At 65.2% G+C, this 2,446-nt stretch carries 2 protein-coding genes; both read right to left on the bottom strand.

Features of this window, described 5'->3' with window-relative positions; genetic code table 11:
• Positions 1–1,493 (bottom strand): maltose alpha-D-glucosyltransferase (gene treS / locus ABT057_RS48960; RefSeq protein ID WP_352351882.1); only part of this gene is annotated, 1,493 nt, incomplete at its 3' end.
• A partial coding sequence (locus ABT057_RS48955; protein ID WP_502974100.1) for an alpha-amylase family glycosyl hydrolase occupies positions 1,490–2,446 on the bottom strand: 957 nt, incomplete at its 5' end. The genes treS and ABT057_RS48955, both read right to left, overlap by 4 nt.

The following is a 2,446-nucleotide window of genomic DNA, read 5'->3' as shown; positions in this document are numbered from 1 at the left end:
CGCAGGAACGCGAGGACGGCCGGGTTCGAGGACGGCAGCTCGGTGTACGTGCCGAGCCCGAAGGCGGGGTTCTGCTTACGGATCTCGATCATGCGGCGGGTCCAGTGCAGCAGCGAGGAGGGCGACGACATCGACGCCTCGACGTTGGTGACCTGGTAGCCGTGGACGGGGTCCATGATGGTGGGCAGGAAGAGCCGTCCGGGGTCACAGGACGAAAAACCCGCGTTGCGGTCGGGTGTCCACTGCATGGGGGTGCGCACGGCGTCACGGTCGCCGAGCCAGATGTTGTCGCCCATGCCGATCTCGTCGCCGTAGTAGAGGATCGGCGAGCCGGGCAGGGACAGCAGCAGGGCGGTGAAGAGCTCGATCTGGTTGCGGTCGTTGTCCAGCAGCGGGGCCAGCCGCCTGCGGATGCCGATGTTGGCGCGCATCCGCGGGTCCTTGGCGTACTCCGCGTACATGTAGTCGCGTTCCTCGTCGGTGACCATTTCGAGGGTGAGCTCGTCGTGGTTGCGGAGGAAGATTCCCCATTGGCATTTCGAGGGGATGGCGGGCGTCTTGGCGAGGATTTCCGAGACCGGGTAGCGGGACTCCCTGCGGACCGCCATGAAGATGCGGGGCATGACGGGGAAGTGGAACGCCATGTGGCATTCGTCGCCGCCGGAGGAGTAGTCGCCGAAGTAGTCGACGACGTCCTCGGGCCACTGGTTGGCCTCCGCGAGGATCACCGTGTCCGGGTACATCGCGTCGATCTCCTTGCGCACCCCCTTGAGGAACTCGTGGGTGGCAGGAAGGTTTTCGCAGTTGGTGCCCTCGGCCGCGTACAGGTACGGCACCGCGTCCAGCCGGAAGCCGTCGATGCCCAGATCGAGCCAGAACCGCAGCGCGGAGATCATCTCCTCCTGCACGGCCGGGTTCTCGTAGTTGAGGTCCGGCTGGTGGGAGAAGAAGCGGTGGAAGAAGTACTGCTTGCGGACCGGGTCGAAGGTCCAGTTGGAGACCTCGGTGTCGACGAAGATGATGCGGGCGTCGGCGTACTGCTTGTCGTCGTCGGCCCACATGTAGTAGTCGCCGTAGGGTCCGTCTGGGTCCTTTCTCGACTCCTGGAACCACGGGTGCTGATCGCTCGTGTGGTTCATCACGAAGTCGATGATCACGCGCATGCCGCGCTGGTGCGCCGCGTCCACGAATTCCACGAAGTCGGCGAGGTCACCGAATTCCGGGAGGACGGCGGTGTAGTCGGAGACGTCGTATCCGCCGTCCCTCAGGGGCGATTTGAAGAAGGGCGGCAGCCAGAGACAGTCGACGCCCAGCCATTGCAGGTAGTCGAGTTTGGCGGTGATGCCCTTGAGGTCGCCGACGCCGTCGCCGTTGCTGTCCTGGAAGGAGCGGACGAGGACCTCGTAGAAGACGGCCCGCTTGAACCACTCGGGGTCGCGGTCCTTCGCGGGGGTGTCCTCGAAGGTGTCCTGAACGGGTTCGTTGACGATCATCGTGTGGGTGACCCTCCGATCTGCGGGTTGGACGGTCGCAGGACGGTGAGGACGTGCGCGGGCCCGGTGCCCGGTTCCAGGCGCACGTAGTTGGCCCTGCCCCAGTAAAAGGTGTCGCCGGTGAGCTCGTCGCGCACCGGCACGGACTCGTGCCAGTCCAGGCCGAGTTGCGGCATGTCCAACGAGACCGTGGCCTCCTGGGTGTGGTGGGGGTCGAGGTTGACGACCACCAGAACCGTGTTCGAACCGCTCCTCTTCGAGTAGGCGATCACCTCTTCCTTGTCGGAGTGGTGGAACCGCAGATTGCGCAGCGCGTGCAGGGCCGGGTTGGCCCGCCGGATCCCGTTCAGTGCGGTGATGAGGGGGGCGAGGGTGTCGGGGGTGTCCCAGTTCCGTGGTTTGAGCTGGTATTTCTCGGAGTCGAGGTATTCCTCGCTGCCGGGTTTGAGGGGGGTGTTCTCGTAGAGTTCGTAGCCGCTGTAGATGCCCCAGGTGGGGGAGAGGGTGGCGGCGAGGACGGCGCGGATGGCGAAGGCGGGCCGGCCGCCGTCCTGGAGGTAGGCGTGCAGGATGTCGGGGGTGTTGGTGAAGAGGTTGGGCCGCATGTAGGAGGCGGCGTCGCCGGAGAGTTCGGTGAGGTATTCGGTGAGTTCCTGTTTGGTGTTGCGCCAGGTGAAGTAGGTGTAGGACTGCTGGAAGCCGATCTGGGCGAGGGTGTGCATCATGGCGGGGCGGGTGAAGGCCTCGGCGAGGAAGACGACGTCGGGGTCGGTGCGGTTGATGTCCGCGATGACGCGTTCCCAGAAGACGACGGGTTTGGTGTGGGGGTTGTCGACGCGGAAGATGCGCACGCCGTGGGACATCCAGTGGCGCAGGACGCGTGTGGTCTCGGTGACGAGGCCGTCCATGTCGGCGTCGAAGGCGACGGGGTAGATGTCCTGGTACTTCTTGGG

The sequence above is a fragment of the Streptomyces sp. NPDC002588 genome, from assembly GCF_040295925.1.
Lineage (GTDB): Bacteria > Actinomycetota > Actinomycetes > Streptomycetales > Streptomycetaceae > Streptomyces.
This window is presented reverse-complemented; position numbering and strand designations above follow the sequence as displayed.